Origin of the sequence: Paraburkholderia sp. NPDC080076 (assembly GCF_050281145.1) — a bacterium.
Taxonomy (GTDB): domain Bacteria; phylum Pseudomonadota; class Gammaproteobacteria; order Burkholderiales; family Burkholderiaceae; genus Paraburkholderia.
Map to the genome: position 1 here is coordinate 573,730 of NZ_JBNNWQ010000001.1, position 26,869 is coordinate 600,598.

Consider the following 26,869-nt stretch of genomic DNA (forward strand, 5'->3'; position numbering starts at 1 on the left):
GCGTTGAAGGCGCCAAAGCCGCGCCTTCGCCGTTCAGCAAACTGCCAAGGGTCGCGATGCTTTCGAATTTGCTGGTACAGCTGGTCAACGGACTCGCCGATGCGTCGACGCTGTTTCTCGTCGCCGCCGGTTTGTCGCTGATCTTCGGCGTGACGCGCATCGTCAACTTTGCGCACGGCTCGTTCTATATGTTCGGCATGTATGTCGCGTACAGCATAGCGAGCCGGTTTGGACATACGGCGGGCGGCTTCTGGTTGTCGGTGCTGGCAGCGGCGCTGGTGGTCGCGGTACTGGGCGCGCTGGTCGAGATGGTCGTCCTGCGGCGCATCTACCAGGCGCCCGAGCTGTTTCATCTGCTCGCCACATTTGCGCTGGTGTTGATCTTTCGCGATGCCGCGCTGTGGCTGTGGGGCCCGGAAGACCTGTTCGGACCGCGTGCGCCGCATCTGGCGGGCGCGGTCGATTTCCTCGGCCATCCGCTGCCCACCTACGACATCGCGTTGATCGTGATCGGGCCGGTGGTGTTGCTGCTGCTCTGGTACGCGCTGACACGCACGCGTTGGGGCACGCTGGTGCGCGCCGCGACGCAGGATCGCGAGATGCTCGGCGCGCTCGGCATCAATCAGGCGTGGCTGTTTACCGGTGTGTTTTTCGTCGGCGCGTTTCTCGCTGGGTTAGGCGGCGCGCTGCAAGGGCCGCGCATGTCGGCGAATCTGTCGCTGGATCTGGAGACGATCGGCAACGCGTTCGTGGTGGTGGTGGTCGGCGGCATGGGCTCGATCCCGGGTGCGTTCATTGCCGCGCTGATCATCGCGGAGATCAAGGCGCTGTGCATCGGCATCGGGCATGTGACGATCTTCGGCGTCGGGTTGTCGCTGAGCCGGTTTACGCTCGTCGCCGAGTTTGTCGTGATGGCGGTCGTGCTGGTGGTGCGTCCTTGGGGTTTGCTCGGCCGCGCGAGCGCCGCGGTGCGCGGCATGGCGGCGCCGGAAACGCCTTTGCGGCCGGCGGGCAAACGGCTCAAGTGGCTGGCCGCCATCGCCTTGCTCGTTCTTGTGCTGGCGCCGTTGGCGGCCAACGCGTTTCCGTACATGCCCGTGCTGCTGGTCGAAATCCTGATCGCCGTGCTGTTTGCAACGAGCCTGCATTTCATCATGGGACCGGGCGGCATGCATTCGTTCGGCCACGCCGCGTACTTCGGATTGGGCGCATACGGCGCCGCGCTGTTCCTCAAAGTGCTGAATCTGCCGATGGAAGCCGCCTTGCTGCTCGGACCGCTATTGGCGGTGGCCGGCGCGCTGGTGTTCGGCTGGTTCTGCGTGCGGCTCTCCGGCGTCTATCTCGCGATGCTGACGCTCGCGTTCGCGCAGATCGTCTGGTCGGTCGTGTTCCAGTGGGACGACGTGACGGGCGGCAGCAACGGCATTCTCGGGTTGTGGCCGTCGAACTGGTTGTCCTCGCCGGTGGCCTTCTATTACGTGACGCTCGTCTGCGCCGTGATCGGCGTGTGGTTGTTGCGCAAGATGCTATTTTCGCCGCTCGGCTACGCGATGCGCGCGTCGCGTGACTCCGTGCTGCGCGCCGAAGCGATCGGCATCGACGTGAAGCGCGTGCAATGGGCCGCGTTCGTGATCGCATCGCTGTTCTGCGGGCTCGCCGGATCGCTGTATGCGTTTTCCAAGGGCACGATCTCGCCGGAAGTGATCAGCGTGAGCCGTTCAGTGGACGGCCTCGTCATGGTGCTGCTCGGCGGCTTGCAGACACTCACCGGGCCGATTGTGGGCGCGGCCGTGTTCACGTGGCTGCAAGACACGGTCGCGCGGCAAACCGACTATTGGCAGGCGCTGTTGGGCTTCGCGATTTTGTTGCTGGTGATCGCGTTTCCGCAGGGAATCGTCGGCTTCATTCGCGAGCGTTTCGGCGACGACAGCGCCGATCAGGCGGAACAGACCGCCGTCTCGCCCTCCCAACGTACCGCGATCAAGGAGGGGCTATGAGCTTGCTGCGCGTCGCCGGTCTCTCCAAATCGTTCGGCGGCCTCAAGGCGGTCGACGATGTCTCGTTCGATCTCGAAGCCGGGCAATTGCTGGCCTTGCTCGGACCGAACGGCGCGGGCAAATCGACCTGTTTCAACATGGTCAACGGACAGTTGCCGCCTTCGTCCGGATCGATTCGTCTCGACGGTCAAGAGCTGGTCGGCATGCGTCCGCGCGACATCTGGCGGCTGGGCGTGGGCCGCACGTTTCAGATCGCCGCGACCTTCAATTCCATGACCGTGATCGAGAACGTGCAGATGGCGTTGGTCTCGCGCGAACGCAAAACCTTCGGTCTATGGCAATCCGCGGGCTCGCGCTATGCCGATGAAGCCCTCGCGCTGCTCGACCAGGTTGGCATGGCCGCGGATGCAAACCGCGCTTGCGGCGTGCTCGCGTATGGCGACGTGAAGCGCGTCGAACTCGCGATCGCGCTCGCCAACCGCCCGAAGCTGCTGCTGATGGATGAACCCACCGCCGGCATGGCGCCGAAGGAGCGCAATGAATTGATGGCGCTGACCAAGCGTCTTGTCACCGAACACAAGATCGGCGTGCTGTTTACCGAGCACAGCATGGACGTCGTATTCGCGTACGCCGATCGCCTGATCGTGCTCGCGCGCGGCAAGCTGATCGCCGAGGGCGACGCCGACACGATCCGCAACGACCCGCGTGTACAGGAAGTCTATTTCGGCACCGGCAAGACGTTCCAGCCGCACGCGCCGCTGCACGAGGCGGCGGGCGGCCATCAAGGTCAAGGAGCGCTGCAATGAGCGAGCCGATGCTGAAAGTCTCCGGCCTCAACGCGTTCTACGGCCGTGCGCACATTCTGTTCGACGTCGGCCTCGAAGTTGGGCGAGGCGAAGTCGTGGCGTTGATGGGCCGCAACGGTGCAGGCAAATCCACCACGATGAAAGCGGTGATGGGTTTGCTGCCGCGCCGTCAGGGCGAAGTGAATTTTCGTGGGCAGAACATTACGGCGTTGCCGCCGTACAAGATCGCACGCATGGGCATGGGTTTCGTGCCCGAAGATCGGCGCGTGTTCGCGGATCTGACCGTGATGGAAAATCTCGACACGGGCCGCCAGCCGCCGCGCGACGGCGCGCCGCAATGGACGCCGGAAAAACTGTTTCGCCTCTTTCCCAATCTCGGCGAAATGCCGCAACGTCCGGGCGGCCAGATGAGCGGCGGCGAGCAGCAGATGCTCACCGTGTCGCGCACGCTGATGGGCAATCCGTATCTGGTGCTGCTCGACGAACCGTCCGAAGGCGTGGCGCCGGTGATCGTCGAACAGATGGCGAACATGATTCTCGAACTGAAGCGCGAAGGGCTGTCGATTCTGTTGTCCGAACAAAACCTGCACTTCGCCGAGCTGGTCAGCGACCGCGCGTATGTGCTCGAAAAAGGGCAGATCCGCTTTAGCGGCACGATCGGCGAACTCGCACAGAACGAAACAGTGAGGCGCGCTTATCTGAGCGTGTGATTCCACCGGACAGCGCAGCGCGCACTGAATGGCGCGCTTCGCGGCGCCGGGTAGTCGTTCCAAACTCGCGTTGCGAAAGGAGAGGCAGATGGCAGCAGAGACGTTGACAGGCTTGTCGGGCAAGGTCGCAATAACGAACATCGGGCTGCTGTTATCGGGCGACATCGATCAGCCGATTCTCGACGCGGACACGCTTGTGATCGACGACGGCGTGATCGTCGCGGTCGGCCGCGAAAAGGACTGCGACCTCGAAGGCGCGCGCACGACGGTCGATTGCAAAGGCACGACGGTCGCGCCCGGTTTGATCGACTCGCATGTGCATCCCGTGTTCGGCGACTGGACGCCGCGCCAGAATCAGATGGGCTGGATCGAATCCAATCTGAACGGCGGCGTCACCACGATGATTTCCGCCGGCGAAGTGCATTTGCCCGGCCGCCCGAAAGACGTGCTCGGTGTGAAGGCGCTGGCGATAACCGCGCAACGCTCGTTCGAAGGGATGCGCGGCGCGGGCGTCGGCGGCGGCGTCAAGGTGATGGCGGGCGCGCCGGTGATCGAAAAGGGCATGGTCGAAGAGGACTTCAAGGAACTCTCGGAAGCGGGCGTGAAGCTGCTCGGCGAAGTCGGTCTCGGCAGCGTGAAGGGCGGCGAGGAAGCGGCGCAGATGGTCGCGTGGGCGCGCAAATACGGCATTCAGAGCACGATTCACACGGGCGGTCCGTCGATTCCCGGCTCGGGCCTGATCGATCGCGACGTGGTGCTCGCCGCCGACGCCGACGTGATCGGCCACATCAACGGCGGGCACACGTCGCTCTCCTACCGGCATGTTTGCGACCTGTGCGAGCAGTCGAGCCGCGCGCTGGAAATCGTCCACAACGGCAACGAACGGATCGCCTTGCTGACCGCGCGTCACGCGATCGAATTGAAGTGTCCGCACCGGATCATTCTCGGCACCGATAGTCCTGCGGGTTCCGGCGTGCAACCGCTCGGCATTTTGCGGATGATCGCGCTGATTTCGAGCCTCGCCGACGTGCCCGCGGAAATCGCTTTCTGTTTCGCGACCGGCAACACCGCGCGTCAGCGCAATCTGCGCCAGGGGCTGATCGAAGTGGGCCGTCCCGCCGACCTCGTGTTCATGGACCGCGCGCAGCACACGGCGGCCGATACGTTGCTCGAAAGCGTGCAGCTCGGCGATATTCCGGGCGTGGGCATGGTGATGATCGACGGCTTGATCCGCTGCCGGCGCAGCCGCAATACGCCACCGGCCACGGAAGTGCCGGTGGTGCTGTGAACACGTATCGCACAGCGAGGCCGGCACGAACATGAACCGCCCGGCGCCTCTTACGCTGAACGTGAACGGCGCGACGCACCTCGTCAGCGCCGCCGCCGACACACCCTTGCTCTACCTGCTGCGCAACGACCTCGCGCTGAACGGTCCGAAATTCGGCTGCGGTCTCGGCGAATGCGGCGCATGCACGGTCCTGCTCGACGGCATGCCGACGCGCGCGTGCGTCACCACCGCGAAGGTCGCGTTAGGCCGCGAAATCACCACACTCGAAGGACTGGGCACGCGGGCGGCGTTGCATCCGGTGCAGCAGGCGTTCATCGAAGAACAGGCCGCGCAATGCGGCTATTGCCTGAACGGCATGATCATGACAGCCAAGGCGCTGCTCGATCGCGATCCGCATCCGAGCGTCGAGACTATCCGGCGCGAGCTGTCGCGCAATCTGTGCCGCTGCGGCACGCATGTCGAGATCGTGCGCGCGGTGCAGCGCGCCGCTGAATTGCTCGCCGCTCAAGCGGCGGCGCAATCAGCCGTGCACGATGGAGCGCGCGCATGACCGGACCGGATTTCAGCGTCGATCGACGCAACGCGCCGCCATCGCGTCAGCAACTCTACGACGTGCAGAGCGTGCTGATCGTCACGCGGCCGCCGCAAGCGCCGGTGAAGCCGGCAATCGGTCAGCCGGGCTCGCGTTCATCGTTCGTGCCGACCGAAGCGGACATGTTCCTCGTAGTGCGCGACGACGGCAGCGTGGTCGCGTTCAATGGTCACGTCGACCTCGGCACGGGCATCGGCACGGCGCTCGCGCAGATCGTCGCGGAAGAACTGGATGTGCCGTTGACGCGCGTGTCGATCGTGCTCGGCCATACGCGTGAAGCGCCGAATCAGGGGCCGACGATCGCCAGTGCGACGATTCAGATATCGGCGGTGCCATTAAGGCACGCTGCGGCGCAGGCGCGGCAGTTTCTGCTCAAGGAAGCGGCGGCGCGCTTCAATGTGAGCATCGAGCAACTCGACGTGCGTGATGGTGTCGTCTATCAAAGCGACAGCAGCACGGCGACGAAAGGCATTGGCTACGGCGAGCTGATCAGCGGAAAACGTGTCGAATTGCAGCTCGCCACGGACGCGCCTTTGAAATCACCGGACGCGTACAAGATCGTCGGCAAGAGCGCGCCGCGCGTCGATATTCCCGCGAAGGCCACCGGCGAATTGAGTTTCGTACACGACGTGCGCGTGCCGGGCATGTTGCATGGCCGCGTGGTGCGGCCGCCGTACGCCGGCGTTGCGCAGGGCGACTTCATGGGCAACAGTCTGCTGCGGGTGGATGAAGACACCATCAGCGATTTGCCCGGCATCGTCAAGGTGGTGGTGATTCGCGATTTCGTCGGCCTCGTGGCGGAACGTGAGGAAGTCGCGCAGCAGGCCGTGAAGCGGCTTCGCGTGCAATGGAAAGCGATCGACGGTTTGCCGTCGCTCGAAACCAGCGAAGAAGTGGAAGCGGCGCTGCGCGCGAATCCTGCGAAGCGGCGCGATCTGGTGATCGACGGCGATGTGGATGCAGCACTGGCGCAAGATCCCGCTCGCACATTGAAACGCACCTACGTATGGCCGTTTCAAATGCATGCGTCGATTGGACCTTCGTGCGCGGTGGCCGATTATCGCGAGGGCGCGTTGAAGGTCTGGTCGGGCACGCAGAATCCGCATTCGCTGCGCGCCGATCTCGCGCTGCTGATGGGCATGGACGAAGCGCACATCGACATCGTGCGGATGGAGGCGGCGGGCTGCTACGGCCGCAATTGCGCGGACGATGTCGCCGCCGACGCCGCGCTGCTCTCGCGCGCCGCCGGCAGTCCGGTGCGTGTGCAACTCTCGCGCGAGGACGAGCACGCGTGGGAGCCGAAAGGCGCCGCGCAATTGATGGACGTGCGCGGCGCGTTGAATGCCGAGGGCGAACTGGCCGCGTACGACTTTGCGACGCGCTATCCGTCGAACGACGCGCCGACGCTGGCGCTGCTCCTGACCGGCACGATCTCCGCGCAGCCACAAGTGTTCGAAATGGGCGACCGCACGGCCGTGCCGCCGTACGACTACCGCACCATGCGCATCGTCTGCGACGACACGCCGCCGATCGTGCGGGCGTCGTGGTTGCGCGGGGTGTCCGCGTTGCCGAACACGTTCGCGCACGAGTCCTTCATCGACGAACTCGCGGCGGAAGCGGGCGTCGATCCGGTCGAGTTTCGGCTGAAGCATTTGACCGATCCACGCGCGATCGAACTCGTGAAAGCGGTGGCGGAAAAGGCCGGTTGGGAACCGCGCAACGCCGAGCGTAACGATGAAGAAGGCGACATCGCACGCGGGCGCGGCATCGCATATGCCCGCTACGTGCATAGCAAATTCCCCGGCTTCGGCGCGGCATGGTCCGCGTGGGTGGCCGATGTCGAAGTCAACCGCAGGAGCGGCGAACTCGCGGTGACGCGCGTGGTGGTCGGCCAGGATACCGGCACGATGGTGAACCCCGACGGCGTGCGTCATCAGATTCACGGCAACGTGATCCAGACGACCAGCCGTGCGCTGAAAGAGCGCGTGACGTTCGGCGAGAACGCGGTGACGAGCCAGGAGTGGGGCGCGTATCCGATCCTGACCTTCCGTGAAGTACCGGTGATCGACGTGGTGATGATGCCGCGCCAAGGCGAGCCGCCGATGGGCGCGGGCGAATCCGCGTCGCTGCCCGGCGCGGCGGCGATTGCCAATGCGCTCTTCGATGCCACGGGCGTGCGGTTTCGGCGGCCGCCGTTCACGCCGGAAACGATCCGCGCCGCGCTTGCCGATGCTCAAGCCGAAGAGGCGGCGGCTCGCAAGAAAAAGCGCTGGCGGTTTGGTTTTCTCGGCGCTTTGGCAGCGGGCGCGGCGGGTTGGCTCGGCGCGTTGTCGCTCGCGCCGCACGCCATCGCACCGATCACGCCGCCGCTCGCGAGCGCGTTTGCGCCGGATCTCGTGGCGCGCGGCAAATTGCTGGCGTCGCTCGGCAATTGCGCGGTTTGCCATACCGCGCACAATGGCGTGCCGAACGCCGGCGGCAAACCACTCGACACGCCTTTCGGCACCGTGTACAGCACCAACATCACGCCGGACGGCCAGACCGGCATCGGCAACTGGTCGCTCGAAGCCTTCGTGCGGGCGATGCGGCAAGGCATCAGCCGCGATGGCCATCGTCTCTATCCGGCCTTTCCGTACACATCGTTTCAGAACACCTCCGACGACGATCTGAAGGCGCTCTACGCCTACCTGATGGCGCAAACGCCGGTGCGCGCGCGTCCGCCGGAAACGAAGCTGGCCTATCCGTTCAGCGTGCGTCCGTTGATGTTTGCCTGGAACGCTTTGTTTCTCGGACGCACAACCTTCACTGCCAGCGCGACGCAAAGCGCGCAATGGAATCGCGGCGCGTACCTGGTGAACGGACTCGGCCACTGCAGCGCGTGCCACACGCCGCGCAACGCCTTCGGCGCCGAGAAAACCGGCACGGCGTTCATGGGCGGCGGCACGGCGGACGGCTGGGAAGCGCCCGCGTTGTCGACGCTCTCGAACGCGCCCGTGCCCTGGAGCGAGGACGAACTCTTCAGCTATCTGCGCAACGGCCACGCGCCGCTGCACGGCGTCGCGGCGGGGCCGATGGCGCCGGTAGTCGGCGATCTGGCGGCGCTGCCCGACAGCGATATTCGGGCGATGGCCACGTATCTCGCGTCGCTCAATCCGTTGGAGCCGAACGCCGATCCGGCAGCGGTGGCGCGTCAGTACGAACAGGCCAGCGCGATCTCGGGCGCGCCTGCCGGGCTCGGCGCGCGGCTTTTCGACGGCGCGTGCGCTGCTTGTCATCACACGGGCAGCGGGCCGCAATTGTTCGGCGCGCATCCTTCGCTGGCGCTTAACACGAATCTGCACAGCGCGACGCCCGATAACCTGATTCGCGTGATTCTCGACGGCATCGGCTCGCCTGCGCGGCCCGAACTCGGTACGATGCCGGCTTACCGCGACAGTTTCAACGACGCCCAGGTCGCCGAACTCGTGTCGTACCTGCGTCAGCAATTCGCCGGTGGCAAGCCGGCATGGCAGGACGTCACGGCGAGCGTCGCGCGGATTCGCGCAACGCCGCGAGCCGACTGAATCGCGAACCGCTTGAACGCTCGATAACAATCACCGCATTCCCGCAATCCTTTTGATAACGGAGAAACGCATGACCACGCGCGCAGGATGGATCTCTCGCCTCATGGTGCCGACGCTGTTCTCGCTCGCCGCCTTGAGCGCGAGCGCACAGCAGACCATCAAGATCGGCGAGATCAACAGCTACAAGGCGCAGCCCGCCTTTCTCGGGCCTTACAAGAACGGCTGGAATCTCGCGCTCGAGCAGGTGAACGCCGCGGGCGGCGTGCTCGGCAAACAGCTCGAAGTGGTGTCGCGCGACGACAACGGCAACCCGGGCGACACGATCCGCGTCGCGCAGGAACTGATCGCGCGCGAGCAGGTGCAGTTGCTGTTCGGCGGCTTCCTCTCGAACACCGGTCTTGCGCTGACCGACTTCGCGAAGCAGAAGAAGATTTTCTTCCTCGCCGCTGAACCGCTGACCGACAAGATCGTGTGGGCCGATGGCAACAAATACACGTACCGTCTGCGGCCTTCCACGTATATGCAGGTGGCAATGCTGGTGCCGGAAGCGGCCAAGCTGCATAAGAAGCGCTGGGCGCTGGTGTATCCGAACTACGAGTACGGGCAATCGGCCGTGGCGACCTTCAAGAAGCTGCTGACGGCGGCGCAGCCCGACGTGCAGTTCGTCGCCGAGCAGGCCACACCGCTCGGCAACGTCGATGCGGGCGCCGTGACGCAGGCAATCGCCGACGCCAAGCCGGATGCGATCTTCAACGTGCTGTTCGGCGCGGACCTCGGCAAGTTCGTGCGTGAGGGCAATACGCGCGGGCTCTTCAAGGATCGCAGCGTGGTGTCGCTGCTGACGGGCGAGCCGGATTATCTCGACCCGCTGGGCGCTGAAGCGCCGACCGGCTGGATCGTGACGGGCTATCCGTGGTATTCGATCGATACGGCGGCCAACAAGAAGTTCGTCGATGCGTATCAGGCCAAGTATCACGACTATCCGCGGCTCGGGTCGGTGGTGGGCTATTCGGCGTTGATGTCGATTGCGGCGGGGATCAAGAAGGCCGGGTCGGTCGATCCGGACAAGCTCGCCGCCGCGTTCAAGGGCCTTGGTGTGGATACACCGTTTGGGCCGATCAGCTATCGCGCGCAGGACAATCAGTCGACCATGGGCGCATATGTCGGCGTGACGGGTTTGAAGGACGGCAAGGGCGTGATGACGTCGTACCGGTATATCGATGGCGCGAGTGTTCAGCCGTCGGATGCCGAGGTCAAGAAGCTGCGGCCTGCCGAGTAAGGTCTTGACGCCTGCGGCGCGCGCCGCCGCAGGCGTGTGGAGAGCAACATACGCCGCCGCTGCACGGCAACGCACGGCAACGCACGGCGATAGGCGGAGAATTACTCCTCCGCGTCGTGCTCGATCACGAATCGTTTCAGATAAGCCAGCACGGCGGCTTCGACCGCGCGATGATCCGCGGTGCTTTTGGAGCCCGCATTCTCCTCGTCGCCGAACAGAGTGGACGGTGCGTTGTGCACATCCACTTCCTGGCCTTCGCGAAAGACGCGAATCTCATGAACGTCTTCGGCGTACTCGGCGATCCAGTGCACGCCTTCGATATGCGCGCCGGCACGTACGGTAGGTATCTTCATGGACGTCTCCCGTCGGGCCGGACCACACGCCAACCCTTACCAATACCATACGCCGTCCAGATGTGCGGCGCGAGTCCTGTTGCACAGTTGCTCCGGGAAACATTTTTCGCGCGCGCCACAATATTCACGCGCCTGAAACGTCTTCAGGCGCATGGAACCGCCACTCACTTCGCACACGATGACCGAACGAGACACCGACATCACCGCGACCGTGGTGCGTGAGCGCACGAGGCTCGTCAATTTTATCCGGCGTCGAATACGCGACCCGGACGATGCCGAGGACATCCTGCAGGATGTGTTCCACGAATTCGTGCAGGCTTACCGGCTTCCCGCTCCGATCGAACAAGCGAGCGCGTGGCTGTTCCGTGCCGCGCGCAATCGCATCGTCGATCGTTTTCGCAAGAAGAAAGAGCAGCCGCTGGCAGATCTGTCCGCGGCTGGCGACGACGCCGACAGTGAGTATCGCCTCGACCTCGATCTGCCGGCGCACGATGCGGGTCCCGAAGCCCTCTACGCGCGCGCTCTATTGCTCAAGGCCTTACAGGATGCGCTCGATGAGCTGCCGGCGAATCAACGTGAGGTATTTATCGCACACGAACTGGAGGGCCGGTCCTTCAAGGACATGGTGGCGGAAAGCGGCGTCACGCTCAATACGTTGCTCGCGCGCAAACGCTACGCGGTCTTGCATCTGCGCGCCCGGCTGCAGGCCATTTATGACGAACTGGGTATCTAGAGGAGTCGAAGGATGAATTTTCGAATCAGATGTGCGGGTAAGGCACTGCTTGTGGTGGTCGCTATCGGCGTGCTCGGCTGGGTGGTCATGACTCTATGGAATTGGGTGATTCCGGCGCTATTCGTCGGCGCCCGTGCGATCGACTTCGCGCATGCGTTGGGCTTGCTGGTTTTGAGCCGCATCCTGTTTGGCGGATTCCGCGGACACGGCGGCTGGCGGGAACGGCGTCGCTGGCGCAAATGGGAAGCGATGACGCCCGAAGAACGCGAGCATTTCCAGACGGCGTGGCGATCGGGTCGCGCTCGGCGCACGGGAGATTGAACATGCGCGAGACATCACCGGCCGAGTGCAAACAGAAGCCGGGCGTGATTGCACCCGTGGTCGACCTGACACGTTGCGAGGGAAAGGGCGATTGCCTGGAGGTCTGCCCCGAGAAGGTGTTTGAGATCCGGCGCATCGATGAGGTCGACTATCGCAGCCTCGATTTGATGCATCGCCTCAAGCTGCGCGTGCACGGAATGAAAGTCGCCTACACGCCCAACGCGCACGCCTGCCGGTCATGCGGTCTGTGCGTGACGGCGTGCCCGGAACGCGCGATCAAGCTGGCCAGAACGACATAGCGCCACACGTTTTAGCTGATGGCGAAAAGACAGTGCGCCTGCCGGAGGCAGTGGTCTGTCGTTTGATACGTCAACAGCATTTTCGGTCTCGTCAAGGAGCGCACATGGCTTCATCAACCACAGGTCTTCTGCAACGGCTTCATGAACAGAGCCAGACAGAGGTCATAGCCCGCGCACGGGCGCAGTTCCAGGGATCGAGCCAGGAGTTTCAGGATCTTGCAGAGGAATACGACATGCTCGCGCCACGTCTGCGTGGACGGTTTCTCGAAACGCTCGGGCTATCTAGCGAAGACTTCGAATCCTCGCAAGGCACACCGCTATCGTTAGCCGTGTCGGCGGAGACGGGAAGGTTTTTGAGCAACATGGTGCTCTCGCACAAACCGGCCCGAGTCCTCGAACTCGGCAGTTCCTGCGGCGTGTCCACGCTGTACTTCGCCGAGGCCCTTCGCACGCTAGGCAGTGGCATGGTTGTAGCGACCGAACTCGACGCTGTTAAATGCGCACATCTTCGGGCCCACGTCAGAACGGCGGGCGTGCAAGCGTATGTCGACCTGCGGGAGGGTGATGTATTCCAGACCATTTCCAAACTGGACGGCACTTTCGACATGGTCTTTATCGACGTATGGGCCAGCACCTATCTCAATCTATTCAAGCAAATTGAACGGCTGCTACGTCCCGGATCTATCGTTCTGGCCGACAACATGTACACAGCCGAGGACGCCGTTCGGCCATACAAGCACTATCTTGACGGCAATCCGCGCTTCTCGACAACGACGCTGGACTTTGAATCGGGGCTCGAATTTACGGTTGTCGTCTCTTAAGCTAACGAAGAGCGGTGCCGCCGTACGGGCGAAGAGTCGTCAGGACAGGCACTTCCATCACATGAGTACGGGAGAATGAGCAGCCCCCACCGGGACTGCGGGCGGCGAACTTGACGAAACGCCACGGGCAATTGTCGAAGTCGGCTGGCTTCAGACGGCGTTTTTCAGCGCGATTCGCCTGCCAGACGCCGCGCGGCACACGCGTTGCTGCATGACACAGGCCACATCCAACTGGAGAACTGTCATGCCTGAAAAGAAAACGATCGAGCGTGCTAAGACCGACAAACGCGCCGGCAAAGCATCGAGCACCCAAGCAGGAGAATTCGTCAAGGAACAGGTCGATAAGGTGCGTGCCGGCAAGCACGGCGTCAGGTCGGCCAAGCAGGCGATTGCGATCGGCCTCTCGGAAGCGCGCCGTGCGGGCGTCGCCGTAAAGTCGCCGAAGAAGGGCACGGCAAGTGAGGCCACCCGCAAGAAGGCCGCTACGGATAACGCCGCGGGCCAGCACAAGAGCACTACGAAGAAGACCACCGAGTCGACTGCGAAGCGTTCGCGTGCCGCCACTAATGCGTTGAAGCGCGAGGGCGGCGCGGGCGCATCGCCGGCAGCGCTGTCGAAGCAGACGAAGACGGCGGCAGCCAAACGCCCCGCCGCCAGCCGTTCCGCGGCGGCGAAGAAGGCTGCTGCGACTAAGGGTGCTGCAGGCCGTTCGGCGGCTGCGAAGAAAGCCGCTCATACGCGGGCTTCGCGTACGCACCATTGAGCTTCGCGGCAGTCGCGCGGCGCGACGTTCAGCTGAGCTGAGCGGGGCCGGGCCGGCGGCTCGCCGGCCGCCGCGCCCGGCGGCGGCCGCGCCGCGTTGCGCGATGTCGCCATCCTCGGCGTGCGTTGCTTGAGCGTGTGACGCACATAGCGCATTCGAAAAAAAGGCGGCGCAAATTACGCGCCGCCTTCTTTCTGCTGCCTATCGCGAGCTGATTACTGCACCGTAGCCAACACGTCGCCCACGGTCTTGAAGATGTGCGCGATCTGCTCTTCGTTGATGATGAGCGGCGGCGAGAACGCGAGAATATCGCCCGTAAAGCGCACCAGCACGCCCGCTTCGAAGCACTTGACGAACGCTTCGTAAGCCCGCGCGCCCGGCGCGCCGTCGCGCGATTCGAGTTCCACGCCGGCGATCATGCCGAGGTTGCGCACGTCCTTCACGTGCTTCGCGCCACGCAGCGAGTGAGCCGCCGCTTCGAACGTCGGCGCAAGCGTCGCGGCCCGTTCGAACAGACCTTCGCGCTTATACAGATCGAGCGTGGCGACCGCGGCTGCCGTCGCGACCGGGTGGGCCGAATACGTGTAGCCGTGGAACAGCTCGATCGCACCTTGCGCGCCGCTGTTCACGATCGTGTCGTGGATCGTGCGGCTCGCGGCCACCGCGCCCATCGGAATCGCGGCATTGTTGATCGCCTTCGCCATCGTGATCAGGTCCGGCGTCACGCCGAAGTATTCGCTCGCCGTGGCCTTGCCGACGCGGCCGAAAGCGGTGATCACTTCGTCGAAAATCAGCAGGATGCCGTGCTTCGTGCAGATCTCGCGCAGCTTTTGCAGATAGCCTTGCGGCGGAATCAGCACGCCCGTCGAGCCGGCCACCGGTTCGACGATCACCGCGGCGATGGTCGACGCATCGTGCAGCGTGACGATGCGTTCCAGTTCCTCGGCGAGATGCGCGCCCCAGGCCGGCTGGCCTTTCGAGAACGCGTTGTGTTCGAGGTTATGCGTGTGCGGCAGATGATCGACCGCCGGCAGCAGCGCGCCCGAGAAGGTCTTGCGGTTCGGCGCGATGCCGCCGACCGAGATGCCGCCGAAGCCCACGCCGTGGTAGCCGCGCTCGCGCCCGATCAGGCGTGTGCGTTGGCCTTCGCCGCGCGAACGGTGGTACGCGAGCGCGATTTTCAGCGCGGTGTCGACCGATTCCGAACCCGAGTTCGTGAAGAAGATGCGGTCGAGGCCTTCCGGCATCAGTTCGGCGACTTTGGTGGCCGCTTCGAAGGCGACCGGGTGGCCCATCTGGAAGGTCGGCGCGAAGTCGAGCTTCGAGAGTTGCTGGGTGATCGCCGCAACAATTTCTTCGCGGCCGTGACCGGCGTTCACGCACCACAGACCCGCGCAACCGTCGAGCACTTCACGCCCGTCCGTGCTGCGGTAGTACATGCCCTTGGCCGATTCCAGCAGGCGCGGCGCGGCCTTGAACTGGCGGTTGGCGGTAAAGGGCATCCAGAAAGACGACAGATCGTCGATGACGGGGCGCGAAGTCATGGGTATCTCCTCGAAGTGGTCGCCCAAGGGTTTCCATTGGGGCATGGCGAAACTGTAGCGTTCGCGGTTTAATGGCGGCATAAACAGTTGACGCAGTGTGGCGCTAACTGTGTTGGTGGATTCGCAGCAACTGTGTCGAAGCTTGCCGTGGCAGGCCGGCAAGCTCGCCGGCGCCGCATTTCAAACGTACTCATATGCCCAGCCGCCTTGCGCGGTCCGCTTTTTCGTCCTGATCATGATCGAACTACAACTCGAGCGCGACCGGCGCGCCGCTCCCACGCTCGTCGAGCAGGTGGTGCAAGGCTTTGCGCGCGCCATCGAAGGGCAATCGCTGCGCGCGGGCGCGCTGCTGCCGTCGGTGCGGCAACTGGCGCAAAGCCACGACCTGAGCACCTTCACGGTCACGGAGGCGTACAACCGGCTGGTGTCGATGGGCCTCGTGGTCGCGCGGCGCGGTTCCGGCTATCGCGTGGCGGCGCGCTCGCAGTCCGCGCGGGTCGCCGCCACCGACTGGCAGCCGCCGAGCCTCACCGCGACCTGGCTCCTGTCCGACGTGTTCGCCGATCATTCGGTGCCGATCAAGGCGGGCGGCGGCTGGCTGCCGAACGAGTGGATCAACGAGACGGGTTTGCAACATGCGCTGCGCGCCATGAGCCGGGTGCCGGCGGCGCGTCTCGGCGATTACGGGCATCCGTACGGATTCGCGCCGCTGCGCGAGCGAATCGCCGAGCAACTCGACCGGCGCGGCCTGCCGGTGGATGTCTCGAACATCCTGCTCACGCAAGGCGCGACGCAAGGGCTGGATCTGATCGTGCGCACGCTGCTGCGCGCGGGCGACGCCGTGATCGTCGAAGATCCCGGCTATTGCAATCTGCTGCAGATTCTCAAGCTGGCCGGACTGGTGGTGCATGGCGTGCCGCGCACGCCGGCGGGCGTCGATACGGACGTGCTCGAAGCGCTGGTCGCCGAGCACAAGCCGAAGGCGATCTTCGTCAACACGACGCTGCAGAATCCGACCGGCGCGACCTTCGGCATGTCGGCGGCGTTCCGCTTGCTGCAGATCGCCGAGCGTCAGCGCATGTGGGTGATCGAAGACGATGTGAGCCGCGAACTCGCGCCGTCCGGCGCGCCGCTCTTCGCGGCGATGGAAGGCTTGCAGCGGGTGCTTTACGTCGGCGGTTTTTCGAAGACGGTGACGCCGGGGCTGCGTTGCGGCTACGTGGTCGCCGAGCGCGCGGTGCTGCGCGAATTGGCGCGCACGAAGATGGCGGTGGGGTTGACGTCGTCGGAGGCGATCGAGCGGATCGTCGACAAGGTGTTGCTGGAGGGGCGCTATGCGCGTCACGTGGAAGCCGTCAACGAACGTCTCAAGCTCGCGCACGCGACCGTCGAAGAGCGGCTCGATTCGCTCGGCCTCGAACTGTTTCACCGGCCGCGCGCCGGACTGTTCCTGTGGGCGCGTTTGCCGATCGAAGCAGAGCGGGCCGGCGAAGTGGCGACGGCCGCCCTCACTCACGGTATCTGGCTCGCGCCGGGCTCCTACTTCCGTCCCGACGATGCCCCGAGCGCCTGGTTCCGCTTCAACGCACCGTATTCGACGGACGATGCGTTGTGGCGGTTTATCGAGCGAGTCGGGCAGGGCGCGTTATAGCGACCGGGTTCAGGCCGACTGTCCGATCAGCTTCAGCGCGATCGGATACAGCGACAGCACCAGCAGCAGCGCCATCGCCACATTGAAAACGCGCAACCGCTTCGGGTCCGACAGCACCTGCCGCATGGCGGTGCCGAAACCCGCCCACAGGCAGATGCACGGAAAGCCGATCACGTAGAAGATCACCGCCATCGCAATGGCGTTCATGCTGTAGCTCTCGCTGAGGTGGATCGTCGTGGCGGCGGTCAGCACCATCATCCATGCCTTCGGATTGACCCACTGGAAGGCGATCGCTTCGTAGAACTTCATGGGCCGGCGCTCGCCTTTTTTTACCTTCAACTCGCCCGAAGTGCCGATCTTCCACGCGAGATACAGCAGATACGCGACGCTCGCGACCTCGAGCACCGTGTAGAGCACGGGGAAATGCACGAAGGCTTCGCCCAGACCGATCCCGACCGACAGCATCAACAGCACGACGCCGGCGCTAATGCCGGACAGATGCGGCAACGTGCGGCGGAACCCGAAATTGACGCCCGAGGCCAGCAGCATCGTGTTGTTCGGACCGGGCGTGATGGTGGTGACGAGCGCGAACAGGATGCCGGCGGGCAGCGCGCTGAGACTGAGAAATGACATGGCAAGCTCCGGTGTCGGGCGGAAGAACATTGGAGCATTCTAGCGAGCGTTGCCGGTACAGTACCGGTACGGTTTGTGAGATGGTGTCCGGTACGGGTAGCGGTGGATTGCCTGCGTGCGGCGGTCCGCGGATCGATATAAGACGACCGTAGTACTGAGATTGATATCGCAGCGGAAGGTGTCGCCGGAGAACTGGCCAATCGTTCCAAAGACCGGCGGCGCAGCGCGCGTGGCGCCACCCGCGCTGCGTCCAACACCGACGCCTGTCAGTCGATATAACGCAACCCCAGCTTCGCGAGCGGCTCACGCATCTGGTACATGTCGAGCCCCAACACGCCCGAGGCGAGTTTCGCGCGCTTCTGCGCTTCGTTCGCCTCGCGTGCGCTCGCGTTCTCGAGCGTTCGCGCCGCCATTGCTTGCGGTACGACGACCACGCCATCCTGATCCGCGACGATGACGTCGCCCGGCGTAACGAGCGCGCCCGCGCATACCACCGGCACGTTGACCGAGCCTAAGGTCGCCTTGATCGTGCCTTTCGACGAGATCGCCTTGCTCCACACGGGGAAGTTCATTTCGGCGAGCACGCTGACGTCGCGTACGCCCGCATCGATGACCAGTCCGCGCGCGCCGCGCGCCTTGAAGCTGGTGGCGAGCAGATCGCCGAAGTAACCGTCGGTGCAATCGGCGGTGATGGCGGCAACCACCAGGTCGCCGGGTTGAATCTGTTCGGCGGCCACGTGCAGCATCCAGTTGTCGCCGGGATGCAAGAGCACGGTGACGGCCGTGCCCGATGCATTCGCACCGGCATAGATCGGCCGCATATACGGCTTGAGCAGACCGGTGCGGCCCATTGCTTCATGCACGGTAGCGCTGCCGAGCACGCCGAGTGCGTCCGCGACGCCGCTGTCCGCGCGCGTGATGTTGCGATAAACGACTCCGAGTTCGTACATGATCAACGTCCTTGCGCGGTGAGGGCGGCATCCAGACGCGGATAGACGCGGCGTGCATTACCTTCGTAAATCTTGAAGCGCTGTTCGGGGTGCATGTCGGCGGCTTCGATGTAGCGTTTCGTATCGTCGAAATAGTGCTGCGTGTACGGATCGATACCGCGCACCGCGCCGATCATCTCGCTCGCGAACAGAATGTTGTCGACGGGAATCACTTCGGTTAGCAGATTGATGCCGGGCTGGTGATACACGCAGGTGTCGAAGAAGATGTTGTCGAGCAGGTGCTCTTCCAGTGGCGGCTTTTTCATCTCCTGCGCGAGACCGCGGAAACGACCCCAGTGATACGGCACCGCGCCGCCGCCATGCGGAATCACGAAACGCAGCGTGGGGAAATCGTGAAACAGGTCCGACGTCAGGCACTGCATGAAGGCAGTCGTATCCGCGTTCAGGTAGTGCGCGCCGGTCGTATGGAAACACGCGTTGCAGCTCGTGCTCACGTGAATCATTGCCGGAATGTCGTACTCGACCATCTTCTCGTAGATCGGATACCAGTAGCGGTCGGAGAGCGGCGGGCTCGTCCAGTGGCCGCCGGACGGATCAGGATTCAGATTGATCGCGACGTTGCCGTACTCTTCGACGCATTTCACCAGTTCGCGAATGCAGCTCGCCGTATCGACGCCCGGACTCTGCGGCAGCATCGCCGCGGGAATGAAATGCCGCGGAAACAACTGGCTCACGCGGTAGCACAACTCGTTGCAGATCGCCGCCCAGGTGCTCGACACCTCGAAGTCGCCGATGTGATGCGCCATGAAGCTCGCACGTGGACTGAACACGGTGAGATCGAGCCCGCGTTCGCGCATCAGTCGCAACTGGTTGGTCTCGATCGAGTCGCGCAGTTCGTCGTCGCTGATGTTCAGTTCGGACGGCTTGGGGCGGCTCGCCGGCTGGCCGATCGCCGCGATCTGGCGGTTGCGCCAGGTCTCCAGCGCTTTGGGCGCGGTCGTGTAGTGCCCGTGGATGTCGATGATCATGGTTGGCTCCTGGGAAATTCGGCGCGTGCATCGATCACGCGCATCGGGATGTGAGTTCGACGTACTAGAACAGCACGTCGATGCCGACGGTGACGGCCGTCTGACTCGACGCGCCGGCTGGGTTCAGCGTGCTGACCACCGCGTGCTTGTACGAGGTGTAATCGACTTCGCCGTAGAGCGTGGTGCGCTTGGACAGCAGATAGGCGAGCGAAACGATCGACAGGCCGCGGCGGCTGGCCTTGTCGTTCGACACGGTGGTCTGGTAGTAGCCGCCGTCGAAAATCATGTCCGGCCTGATGGTCCATGAAATGCCGCCGAAGGCGTTGTTGGTCACCTGGTGCGGTGCGGCCGGATTCTGCAGGTCTTCTGACATGAAGCCGCCCGACACCCGCACCGGGCCGATTTTGTAGGCGGCACCGGCCATGTAATAGCTGTCGCCGATGTAGGTCGTCCCGGTCAGTATGTTGCGATGCCCGTACACGCCGCCGAGGCTCGCCGGACCGGCGCTATAGCTCATGCCGACTGAACGCGTCGCTCCACTGCTGAAATTTCCCGGCACACCACCGAACGAGTTGTCCACTTCGAACAGCAATGGCCCGAAGACATTCTTGTACTTGACGGCGTTGTTGTTGCGCGTGCCGTCCGAGGCCGTGGTCAACGGCAGGATCGGCGTGAAGTGAAAACCGAACGGATCGTAGATACTGATGATGTCGTGCGAAATCGTGTACTGGCGGCCGAGGTCGATCGACCCGTACTTCGAATTGCCAATGCCGACGAATGCCTGCCGGTTGAATTCGACGCCGGTGGTATTGTCGAACTGCCCATTGCCGAGATTGAAGCCGCTCTCCAACTGGAAGTGCGCGTTCCAGCCGTCACCCAGGTCTTCCTTTCCCAGGAAGCCGAGTTTGTTCGAACTGTAGTAGCCGTTCGAATTCATGGTCACCACCGTGCCGCCGCCTTTTGCCGCGTTCGTCTGGTAACGTACGCCACCGTCTGCCGTGCCGTATAGCTGGACGCTCGATTGCGCGTGTGCGGACATTGCGCCCAGCGTGCCGGCCGCTGCCGACAGTCCAACCCCAATGGTTCTCCAAACCTTTGTTTTCATAGTACGTCTCCGATCTAATGTCGTTGTGTGGAACCGCTGGCAATGGCAGGGCAGCGCCATACGATTCGTATGACTAAATAAAAGTTATGCTTTCAGATCCGGTTTTCGATTTCATCGGACCGGCGGAGCTCACTCATCGGTGCCGCCGGCCTTGCGGACATTCGTGGCTAATTGCCTGCCTGGCCGCTGCTCGTATGATTGAGGCGTCCCGGCGAAGGCGGAGCCGGCTTGAAGCCGGTTTTCAGTTCACGGCGCAGCGCGCCGCGGTCGAGCGCCTTTTCCCAGTTCGCTACCACGATGGTCGCCACGCTATTGCCGACGATGTTGGTGAACACGAATCCGCTGGACATGGCCTTGTGAATGCCGAGAATCAGGGCGATCGATTCGACCGGAATCGTGTTCGATGCGGCGAGGGTCGCCGCCAGCACGGCAATCGCCGCACCGGATACGCCTGCCGCGCCCTTCGACGTCAGCAGCAAGACGGCGAGCAGTACCAGTTGATCGTGCCAGTTCATCGGCGTGTTGGTGGCTTGGGCGAGAAACACGGCGGCTGCGGCGAAATACAGGCACGTGCCGTCGTGATTGAACGAGTACGCCGTCGGCAGCACCAGACCGACCACCGATTTTTCGCAGCCGAGCCGTTCGAGTTTGTCGATCAATTGTGGGAAGACCGTCTCCGACGAACTCGTACCGATCACCAGCAGCAACTCCGCGCCGATATAGCGCATCAAACGCAGCAGGCTGAAGCCGTTGACTTTCGCGATCGGCCAGAGAATCAGCAAGAAGAACAGCGCGCAGGTCAGATAGAACTCGAGCACGAGTTTGCCGAGCGAGATCAGCGTGCCGAAACCAAACTTGCTGACCGTGTAGGCGATCGCGCCGAACGCGGCGAGCGGCGCGATTTTCATCGTCAAGCCGATGATCCAGAAGAGCGAGCCTGACACCGAGTCGATCAGATTCAACGCCGGCTGCGCACGCTCGCCGATTGCGGCGAGGCCGAATGCGAACAGTACCGAGAAGAACAGCACCTGCAGCACGTCGCCGCCGGCGAACGCGCTGATCGCAGTGTGCGGAATCACGTTCAGCAGGAATTCGCTCGTCGTGACGACGTGATGCGCGTTGGCGACGTACGTATCGACGGCGGCGGAGTGCACGCTATGCATGTCCACGTTCATGCCGACACCGGGCTTGAGCACATTGATGACCACGAGGCCCAGCACCAGGGCGAGCGAGGTCACCACTTCAAAGTAGAAGAGCGCCTTGATCGCCACGCGGCCAACTTTCTTGAAGTCGTTGACGCCCGCGATGCCGCTGCATACGGTGCAAAAAATGATCGGACCGATCAGCATCTGGATGATGCGGATAAAGGCGTCGCCCACGGGTTGCAGATCGATGCCGAACTTCGGAAAGAAGTAACCCGTGGCGATACCTAGCGCCATGCCAGCCAACACCTGGAACGACAGGTCGAGATAGAACGGCTGACGTTCCCTGGGTTTCGCGGCGGTGGACTTGCCGGGCAAGCTCATGGTGTCTCCTTAACAAACTGCGGCGAACTTGGGTTCGCTCAAAAATCGTGAAACGGACGAATGCTGTGTCAGCGTGCGGCGTCGCCCAGAATGTCGAGGCTGTCGGCGAAGATCTCGTCGACGGTCAGCTTGCGTGGCAACAGCTGTTGCTGCTCGCAGAACGCAAGGGTTTCTTCAAGCGGCCCGCGCAGTGCGTCGTAGCCGAATAGCAGTTTGTCCGGCTTGTTGGCGTTTTCCGCGGCGTTCTCTGCGGCGGCCAATGCCTTGCCGCGGCTCAGCAGGTCGTACACGGCACGCACGGCTTGCGGATTCGAATCGGCCAGCGCTTGCGTCACCACCACGACGTGATTGATCGGCACGTAACGATGAAGCGTGTACCACTCGCGGTCGGCGGCGGCCGCATTGTCGATCAGCGGTTTGAATTCAGGCTCGTCCGGCAGATCGTTGCCGAGAATGGCGGCGTCGATCTCGCCCGCGCGAAGCATCGGCAGCAATTGCTTGCCGGGGGCGGCGCGCTGCGCGAAAACGGGGTCGGCATACTCTTCCAGATGCGCGCCTTCGATTGTCACCCATTCGATCTGTTCGAGCGGCACGCCATAGGTTTGCCCGAGAATGGCGCGTACCCACATGCCGGTGGTCTGCGAGTAGGCGCGCACGCCCACCTTCTTGCCTGCGAGACTGCCGACATCGAGTTTGCCCCGCTCCGCATTATAAATAATGCAGCCTTGCTGAAAGCGCGCGGCCACGACAGTGGGCAAGAGCACCACCGGCTTGCCATAGGCCTTCGCCTGCAGATACGTGACGATCGCCAGTTCGCTGACGTCGTACGCCTGACGGCGCGCCATCGGCGCGAACGCACGATGAATCGGCTCGACGTCCTCGAACAGCAACTCGACGGTCGGGTCAGTCAGCTCGCCGGCTTTCAGCGCCCGCGTGTGCGGATAGGTTTTCAGCGCGGTCTTCAGGCGCAGCGGTTGTGTGGAGGTGCTCACAATCGGGTTTTCCTGTTTCGTTCGAGGTGAAGATATCAAGCGGCGAGTGCCGGATAAACCGCACGCGCGGTGCCGCCGAAAATCGCTTCGCGCGCGTCGGCGGGCAGCATCGACAGACTCTCGCGGGCCTCGGCGAGCAGTTGCGGCAGCGCGCCTTCGGCGGCGGGAAAGTTCGAGCCCCACGCAATACGATCAGCGCCGAATGCATCGAGCACGCGCGGGAAGAATGCGGCGGGCGTCGACGCGCCACGCGAGGCTTCGACGATCGTGCGATTCGTGAGCTTCAGGAACACCCCCTGATGCGACGCGAGGCTGAAGAGCGGTGCCGCTGCTTCGTACGGCGGGCCGCCAGCGAGTTCGGGACGTGCGAGGTGATCGAGCAGGACCCGGATGTCCGGAAAGCGCGAGAGCATGTTCACGAGCGCGGGAATGCCTTGCGCGGTCATCTGCAGGCAGATCGACACATTGTGGCGCTGCGCGTAGTCCCATACCGGGAACGAGCGCTCGTCGTCGAGCCAGCCTGCCTGGCCGGGCATCGTGCTGCCGGTGGTGAAAAGGCGCAGGCCCGAGAGGCCCGCGTCGAGCCAGCGCTGCATTTGCGTGACGGCGTCGCTTGCCAGCACGTCGATCGAAAATACGCCCGCGAAACGATCCGCATGGCTGCGCACCGCTTCGACCACATAACTATTGTCGTTGCCGTATACCGTCGAAGCTTGCACCACCACCGCGCGGTCGACGCCGGCTTCGTCCATCGAGGCGAGCAGACCTTCGAAACTGACCGGACGTTTCGCCGACCACTCCGATTGATGGCCGCCGACCGGCGCGAGTGGATAACGTTGTTTATCTGGGGAAATTGCGTGAGTGTGCGTGTCGATGACGACGGACATGAAGGCGCTCCTGACTGAAAACTTTCTAATGGAATGAGCGTTACTGTAAGCGCGATGTGGCCGGAGCCCTCAATACGAAGTGAGGCCCAGCCCATAAATTTACGTTAAGCTAAGGGTTTTCACATAGCCGGTTTGGAGGGGCGATGAAGGCTGTCGAACATGCATCGGCGGACGACGATCTGGCGCGATTGAGGCGTCTCTTCCTGTTCGACGCGGTGTGCGAAGCCGGCGGAATCGGGCAGGCGGCGGTCCGCGCGGGGCGCACGCAGCCGGCGGTGAGCGTCGCCATTAGCAAGCTGGAAGCGAGCTTTGGCGGCCAACTGTTCGAGCGCGGTTTCGGCGGCAGCGAATTGACGGGAGAGGGCGCGATCCTGCAGCGGCGCGTGCGCCGCATGCTCGATCAGATGGAGCGTGCCGTGACGAGCCTGAGCGGCCAATCGGCGGCAAACGCGGCCAAGATTTGCCGCCGTCTGACCGACGCGCAGGTGCGCTGTCATATCGCCATCGCCAACGCGGGGTCCGCGGCGGAGGCCGCGTTGTCGTTGGGCATTTCACAGCCGGCGGTGCATCGGGCCGCGCGGCAAATCGAGCAGAACGTCGGCGTGTCGCTTTACCGGCGGCGCGTGCACAGCGTGTCGGCGAACGCCGCGGGGATCGAATTCGCGCGCTGTCTGAGTCTCGCGCTCTACGAGATCGCGCAGGCAGGGGAGGATCTGGCATACGCCCGCGGGCAGCTCACCGGGAAGGTGGCGATCGGTGTCTTGCCGTTGCTGCCGTCGCGGCTCGTCGCGCGCGCCATTCAACGGCTGCGCGAGCGCTATCCCGCCGCGCGCGTCACGGTCGAAGAGGGTTCCCATGCGCTTTTGCTGCACGAATTGCGCAGCGGCATGATCGACATCATTGTCGGTGGTTTGCGCGAGCCTCGCCTCACGGGCTCCGTGCAGGAGACCGAACTGTTTGCCGATCCTTACGTCGTGGCTGTGCGCAAGGGGCATCGACTGGCCAAACGGAAAACCGTCGGGCTTCTCGATCTCGCCGACTACGACTGGGTCATGCCTCAGCGCAACGTGCCGCGACGCGCGGTGATCGATTCGATTTTCGGGCAGTTGCCCGTCAAGCCGCCTCTGGTGCTCGAGACCAGTTCGCTCGCAATGATGCTCGCGATGCTGATGGAGAGCGATTGCATCACGCTGCTATCCCGTGCGCAGATCCGCGACGCCTATCCGGGACGCGAGCTGGTGGCGCTGGAACTGGAGACGCCCGAGGCAAGCCGGGCGGTCGGCTATACCGTGCGCACCGACTGGCTGGGCACGGCGGTGCAGCAGGCCTTCGTCGAGGTTTTGCGCGGAGAATGCGCGGCTGAATCCAACTACGAGCCGTGATGGCCGGTGCGCTACCCGAACGGCGATTTGCGGGTAAACTCGATTAGGGAATTTGCATAAAAGTAAAATATTGACGTTAAATTAACGACCGACTACCTTTACCTCTAATGCGACGGACTACCCGGGGCGCAGCAATCGCGACGAGAGAGTTGCCATGTCACACACCCTGTTTCGACGTTTTCGAGGATTGGTCGTCAGCGCCCTGATGGGCGCAGCAGTGCTCATGTCAGCGCCGGCCTTTTCGGCCGGCGACACGCTGAGAGTCGCAACCGAGGGCACCTATCCGCCGTGGAGCTTTAAAGACGCCTCCGGCCAGCTTCAGGGCTTCGACGTGGACATTGCGAATGCCCTTTGCGCACAGATGAAGCTGAAATGCCAGATCGTTGCGCAAGCGTGGGACGGCATCATTCCTGGTCTTCAGGCCAATCGATATGACGCCATCGTCGCGTCGATGTCGACGACGCCTGCGCGACGCAAACAGGTTCTGTTCACCAACAAGTACAAGGACACGACGTCGAGCTTTATCGCGGCAAAAGACAGCGGCATCAAGGACGTCTCGCCCGCGGCACTGAAGGGCAAGCGCATCGGCGTTCAACGCGGCTCGTCGCAGCACCAGTGGCTCGTCGCCAACGGTTACGACAAGACGGCGTCACTCGTGCTGTATGACGACACCCGTCAGCCGGAACTGGATCTCGTCGCAGGTCGCGTGGATCTCATCATCGGCAACAAGGCGACCTTCTATTCCGACTTCTTCAAACGGCCTGACTCGAAGGACTTCGCCTTCATCGGACCTGAATTCAAAGGCGGCGTGCTCGGGGACGGGAACGCAATTGCGGTTCGCCTCGACGACACGGAACTCTGCAATCGTATTAACGCAGCGTTGGCCGCAATCATGGCGAACGGCACCTACGACCAGATCAGAAAGAAGTATTTCCCTTTCGCTCTGATGTAACGCGGGAGCCAGCATGCTCAGCTTCACTCTGAACGGTTATGGCGGACTCATTCTGCTTGGGGCCCTGACGACTCTGCTGGTCGCACTCGCGGCCACAGCGATCGGCTCGGTAATCGGAATACTAATGGCGGCTGCCAAGCTGTCTCCGGTGCGGCTTCTCAGGCAGTTCGCCGGGGCCTACACGACCACCATACGAGGTGTGCCGGACCTGCTGGTCATTTTCCTTGTGTATTACGGCGGCAGCGCAACCCTTTCTCATGTCCTGGGCCGGCCCATTGAAATCAATGCGTTCGGGGCGGGTGCCGTGTCGCTGGGATTGGTGTTCGGCGCCTATGCGACGGAAATCTTCCGGGGCGCAATTCTGGAAGTTCCGCGCGGCCAGTTTGAAGCCTCCGCAGCGCTGGGATTGACGGGCGCAGGGGGCTTTGTGCACGTCATTGCACCACAGGCGTGGCGCCTCGCCGTACCTGCTTTCGGGAATCAGTTGACCGTATTGCTGAAAGAAACTGCGCTTGTCTCGCTGGTCGGTCTGGAAGACCTGATGCGAAGAACAGGCTTTGCCGTCGAGGCGACAAATCGCCCGTTCTTCTTCTACCTGATTGCCGGCGTGCTGTACTTCGTTCTCAGCTTCGCTTTGACAAACGTCTTTAGCACGGTTCGTCGCAAGACATCGACCGCATTGGCGAGGTGACGC

Annotated in this window: 25 protein-coding genes; 16 read left to right on the forward strand and 9 right to left on the reverse strand. The window is 63.3% G+C overall.

Annotation, left to right across the window (positions count from 1 at the left end):
• The first annotated feature begins 56 nt into the window (after window positions 1-56).
• The 7 genes from ACQKRQ_RS02590 (at window position 57) to ACQKRQ_RS02620 (ending at window position 10,235) form a co-directional block, all read left to right on the forward strand.
• On the forward strand, window positions 57-1,997 hold the full coding sequence (locus ACQKRQ_RS02590) for an ABC transporter permease (protein ID WP_427476056.1): 1,941 nt from the start codon (window positions 57-59) through the stop codon (window positions 1,995-1,997).
• A complete protein-coding gene (locus ACQKRQ_RS02595) occupies window positions 1,994-2,803 on the forward strand; it encodes an ABC transporter ATP-binding protein (RefSeq protein ID WP_132378177.1) in 810 nt (269 codons plus the stop codon). The genes ACQKRQ_RS02590 and ACQKRQ_RS02595 overlap by 4 nt, the downstream gene beginning before the upstream one ends.
• Entirely contained in the window at window positions 2,800-3,513 is a 714-nt protein-coding gene (locus ACQKRQ_RS02600; RefSeq protein ID WP_310817780.1) for an ABC transporter ATP-binding protein, read from the forward strand. The genes ACQKRQ_RS02595 and ACQKRQ_RS02600 overlap by 4 nt, the downstream gene beginning before the upstream one ends.
• An 88-nt stretch (window positions 3,514-3,601) precedes the next feature.
• Window positions 3,602-4,801, forward strand: a complete 1,200-nt coding sequence (locus tag ACQKRQ_RS02605; RefSeq protein ID WP_408429283.1) for an amidohydrolase family protein — start codon at window positions 3,602-3,604, stop codon at window positions 4,799-4,801.
• Between the two features lie 31 nt (window positions 4,802-4,832).
• Window positions 4,833-5,351 (forward strand): (2Fe-2S)-binding protein, encoded by a 519-nt coding sequence (locus tag ACQKRQ_RS02610; RefSeq protein WP_427474920.1) that lies wholly within the window; start codon window positions 4,833-4,835, stop codon window positions 5,349-5,351.
• Window positions 5,348-8,956, forward strand: coding sequence for a molybdopterin cofactor-binding domain-containing protein (locus ACQKRQ_RS02615; RefSeq protein ID WP_427474921.1), 3,609 nt, complete (start codon window positions 5,348-5,350; stop codon window positions 8,954-8,956). Before ACQKRQ_RS02610 ends, ACQKRQ_RS02615 begins: the two co-directional genes overlap by 4 nt.
• Before the next feature lie 70 nt (window positions 8,957-9,026).
• Entirely contained in the window at window positions 9,027-10,235 is a 1,209-nt protein-coding gene (locus ACQKRQ_RS02620) for an ABC transporter substrate-binding protein (protein WP_408280775.1), read from the forward strand.
• A gap of 101 nt (window positions 10,236-10,336) precedes the next feature.
• Here ACQKRQ_RS02620 and ACQKRQ_RS02625 read toward each other — a convergent pair whose 3' ends face one another.
• Window positions 10,337-10,588, reverse strand: a complete 252-nt coding sequence (locus ACQKRQ_RS02625) for a hypothetical protein (protein ID WP_007178046.1) — start codon at window positions 10,586-10,588, stop codon at window positions 10,337-10,339.
• 151 nt (window positions 10,589-10,739) lie between these two features.
• Between ACQKRQ_RS02625 and ACQKRQ_RS02630 the strand changes: the two genes are divergently transcribed.
• From ACQKRQ_RS02630 to ACQKRQ_RS02650, 5 genes are all read left to right on the forward strand, one after another.
• Window positions 10,740-11,321, forward strand: coding sequence for an RNA polymerase sigma factor (locus ACQKRQ_RS02630; RefSeq protein WP_408280778.1), 582 nt, complete (start codon window positions 10,740-10,742; stop codon window positions 11,319-11,321).
• A gap of 12 nt (window positions 11,322-11,333) precedes the next feature.
• On the forward strand, window positions 11,334-11,642 hold the full coding sequence (locus tag ACQKRQ_RS02635) for a hypothetical protein (RefSeq protein ID WP_132378165.1): 309 nt from the start codon (window positions 11,334-11,336) through the stop codon (window positions 11,640-11,642).
• A gap of 2 nt (window positions 11,643-11,644) precedes the next feature.
• Entirely contained in the window at window positions 11,645-11,941 is a 297-nt protein-coding gene (locus ACQKRQ_RS02640) for a 4Fe-4S dicluster domain-containing protein (protein ID WP_427474922.1), read from the forward strand.
• Window positions 11,942-12,045: 104 nt separating this feature from the next.
• On the forward strand, window positions 12,046-12,762 hold the full coding sequence (locus tag ACQKRQ_RS02645) for an O-methyltransferase (RefSeq protein ID WP_427474923.1): 717 nt from the start codon (window positions 12,046-12,048) through the stop codon (window positions 12,760-12,762).
• Window positions 12,763-13,006: 244 nt separating this feature from the next.
• The gene (locus ACQKRQ_RS02650) at window positions 13,007-13,525 is read left to right on the forward strand and encodes a DUF6496 domain-containing protein (RefSeq protein WP_427474924.1); all 519 of its coding nucleotides are present in this window, start codon (window positions 13,007-13,009) and stop codon (window positions 13,523-13,525) included.
• Window positions 13,526-13,740: 215 nt separating this feature from the next.
• On the opposite strand, the gene ACQKRQ_RS02655 is transcribed toward ACQKRQ_RS02650, so the two are convergent.
• Window positions 13,741-15,069: an aspartate aminotransferase family protein gene (locus ACQKRQ_RS02655; RefSeq protein WP_427474925.1), complete on the reverse strand. Its 1,329-nt coding sequence runs from the start codon at window positions 15,067-15,069 to the stop codon at window positions 13,741-13,743.
• Window positions 15,070-15,304: 235 nt separating this feature from the next.
• Here ACQKRQ_RS02655 and ACQKRQ_RS02660 point away from each other — a divergent pair, with 235 nt between their 5' ends.
• A complete protein-coding gene (locus ACQKRQ_RS02660; RefSeq protein ID WP_408280787.1) occupies window positions 15,305-16,720 on the forward strand; it encodes a PLP-dependent aminotransferase family protein in 1,416 nt (471 codons plus the stop codon).
• A gap of 9 nt (window positions 16,721-16,729) precedes the next feature.
• Here the strand turns inward: ACQKRQ_RS02660 and ACQKRQ_RS02665 are convergent, their stop codons facing one another.
• From ACQKRQ_RS02665 to ACQKRQ_RS02695, 7 genes are all read right to left on the reverse strand, one after another.
• Window positions 16,730-17,353 carry a LysE family translocator gene (locus ACQKRQ_RS02665; protein ID WP_132378153.1) on the reverse strand — a complete coding sequence of 208 codons (624 nt, stop codon included), beginning with the start codon at window positions 17,351-17,353 and terminating at the stop codon, window positions 16,730-16,732.
• 266 nt (window positions 17,354-17,619) lie between these two features.
• Window positions 17,620-18,303, reverse strand: coding sequence for a 4-carboxy-4-hydroxy-2-oxoadipate aldolase/oxaloacetate decarboxylase (gene ligK / locus ACQKRQ_RS02670; protein ID WP_408175157.1), 684 nt, complete (start codon window positions 18,301-18,303; stop codon window positions 17,620-17,622).
• 2 nt (window positions 18,304-18,305) lie between these two features.
• Window positions 18,306-19,331 (reverse strand): amidohydrolase family protein, encoded by a 1,026-nt coding sequence (locus ACQKRQ_RS02675; protein WP_427474926.1) that lies wholly within the window; start codon window positions 19,329-19,331, stop codon window positions 18,306-18,308.
• Window positions 19,332-19,395: 64 nt separating this feature from the next.
• Window positions 19,396-20,436 carry a porin gene (locus ACQKRQ_RS02680; RefSeq protein WP_427474927.1) on the reverse strand — a complete coding sequence of 347 codons (1,041 nt, stop codon included), beginning with the start codon at window positions 20,434-20,436 and terminating at the stop codon, window positions 19,396-19,398.
• A 167-nt stretch (window positions 20,437-20,603) separates the two neighbouring features.
• Window positions 20,604-21,962 (reverse strand): C4-dicarboxylate transporter DctA, encoded by a 1,359-nt coding sequence (dctA, locus tag ACQKRQ_RS02685; RefSeq protein ID WP_427474928.1) that lies wholly within the window; start codon window positions 21,960-21,962, stop codon window positions 20,604-20,606.
• Window positions 21,963-22,030: 68 nt separating this feature from the next.
• Entirely contained in the window at window positions 22,031-22,954 is a 924-nt protein-coding gene (locus tag ACQKRQ_RS02690; protein WP_427474929.1) for a hypothetical protein, read from the reverse strand.
• 35 nt (window positions 22,955-22,989) lie between these two features.
• Entirely contained in the window at window positions 22,990-23,841 is an 852-nt protein-coding gene (locus ACQKRQ_RS02695; RefSeq protein WP_427474930.1) for an amidohydrolase family protein, read from the reverse strand.
• 143 nt (window positions 23,842-23,984) lie between these two features.
• On the opposite strand from ACQKRQ_RS02695, the gene ACQKRQ_RS02700 reads away from it, so the two are divergent.
• The 3 genes from ACQKRQ_RS02700 (at window position 23,985) to ACQKRQ_RS02710 (ending at window position 26,866) form a co-directional block, all read left to right on the forward strand.
• Window positions 23,985-25,223, forward strand: a complete 1,239-nt coding sequence (locus tag ACQKRQ_RS02700; protein WP_132378018.1) for a LysR family transcriptional regulator — start codon at window positions 23,985-23,987, stop codon at window positions 25,221-25,223.
• A gap of 223 nt (window positions 25,224-25,446) precedes the next feature.
• On the forward strand, window positions 25,447-26,175 hold the full coding sequence (locus tag ACQKRQ_RS02705) for a transporter substrate-binding domain-containing protein (RefSeq protein WP_427474931.1): 729 nt from the start codon (window positions 25,447-25,449) through the stop codon (window positions 26,173-26,175).
• A 13-nt stretch (window positions 26,176-26,188) separates the two neighbouring features.
• On the forward strand, window positions 26,189-26,866 hold the full coding sequence (locus tag ACQKRQ_RS02710; RefSeq protein WP_427474932.1) for an ABC transporter permease: 678 nt from the start codon (window positions 26,189-26,191) through the stop codon (window positions 26,864-26,866).
• Window positions 26,867-26,869: the final 3 nt, after the last annotated feature.